The sequence below is a fragment of the uncultured Amaricoccus sp. genome, from assembly GCF_937858865.1.
Classification (GTDB): Bacteria; Pseudomonadota; Alphaproteobacteria; order Rhodobacterales; family Rhodobacteraceae; genus Amaricoccus.
Genome location: NZ_CALLYO010000200.1, coordinates 1 through 1354 on the forward strand (window position 1 = coordinate 1; position 1354 = coordinate 1354).

The window sequence follows — 1354 nt, forward strand, 5'->3', positions numbered from 1 at the left end:
TGGTGTCGTCGAGCACGCCGATCTCGAACTCGTTCTCGATCGGGCGCTGAATCGCCCGGGGCGCCGCGCGGCTCAGCTCGGGTTGGTGCCGACGCTCGGAGTCGGTCGTGTCCTCGTCCCCACTGGCCCCCATCGAGGCCTCCTGGGTCGCGCCCGCGTTAGCCCTGGACGGCAGCGGGAGCGCGCTCCAGTCGTCCGGCCTCGCCGGCACTCGCGGCCCCATCTCCGGCGGCGGCAGGACGCGCTCGCTGAAGCGGGCATCCTCGTAGTAGCGCGCCTTCTTCGCCCGGATCGGGGGCGTGCCCGCGACCATGACGATCTCGTCGCTCGGCGGCAGCTGCATCACCTCGCCCGGCGTGAGGAGCTGGCGCGCCGTCTCCGAGCGCGAGACCATCAGATGGCCGAGCCAGGGCGAGAGGCGATGGCCGGCATAGTTCTTCATCGCCTTCATCTCGGTCGCCGTGCCGAGGGCATCGGAGACCCGCTTCGCCGTCCGTTCGTCGTTGGTCGCGAAGCTCACCCGGACATGGCAGTTGTCGAGGATCGAGTTGTTCGGCCCGTAGGCCTTCTCGATCTGGTTCAGCGACTGGGCGATCAGGAAGCTCTTCAGGCCGTAGCCCGCCATGAAGGCGAGCGCGCTCTCGAATAAGTCGAGCCGCCCGAGCGCCGGGAACTCGTCGAGCATCAGCAGCAGCCGGTGGCGCTTGCGGGTGGCGCGCAGTTCCTCGGTCAACCGGCGGCCGACCTGGTTCAGGATCAGCCGGATCAGCGGCTTGGTGCGGACGATATCCGAGGGCGGCACGACGAGGTAGAGCGTCGCCGGCGTCTCGCCGCCGACGATGTCGGCGATGCGCCAGTCGCAGGCCCTCGTCACCTCGGCGACGACCGGATCGCGGTAGAGCCCGAGGAAGCTCATCGCGGTGCTGAGCACGCCCGAGCGCTCGTTGTCGGACTTGTTGAGAAGCTCGCGGGCTGCCGAGGCGATCACCGGGTGTGGTCCCGCCTCGCCGAGGTGCGGCGTGCGCATCATCGCCGCAAGCGTCGACTCGATCGGCCGCCTCGGGTCGGAGAGGAAGGCCGCGACGCCGGCCAGCGTCTTGGCGGGCTCGGCGTAGAGCACATGCAGGATCGCGCCGACGAGGAGTGCGTGGCTGGTCTTCTCCCAGTGGTTCCGCTTCTCGAGGCTCCCCTCGGGGTCGACGAGGATGTCGGCGATGTTCTGGACGTCGCGCACTTCCCACGCCCCGCGCCGCACCTCGAGCAGCGGGTTGTAGGCCGACGACTTCGGGTTGGTGGGATCGAAGAGCAGCACCCGGCCGTGCCGGGCCCGGAAGCCGGCGGTCAGCTGCCAGTT

Annotated in this window: 1 protein-coding gene; it reads right to left on the bottom strand. The window is 69.7% G+C overall.

What is annotated here, in order from left to right:
• On the bottom strand, positions 1-1354 hold a 1354-nt coding region (gene traG, locus Q0112_RS05560), incomplete at both ends, for an IncP-type conjugal transfer protein TraG (RefSeq protein ID WP_297972570.1).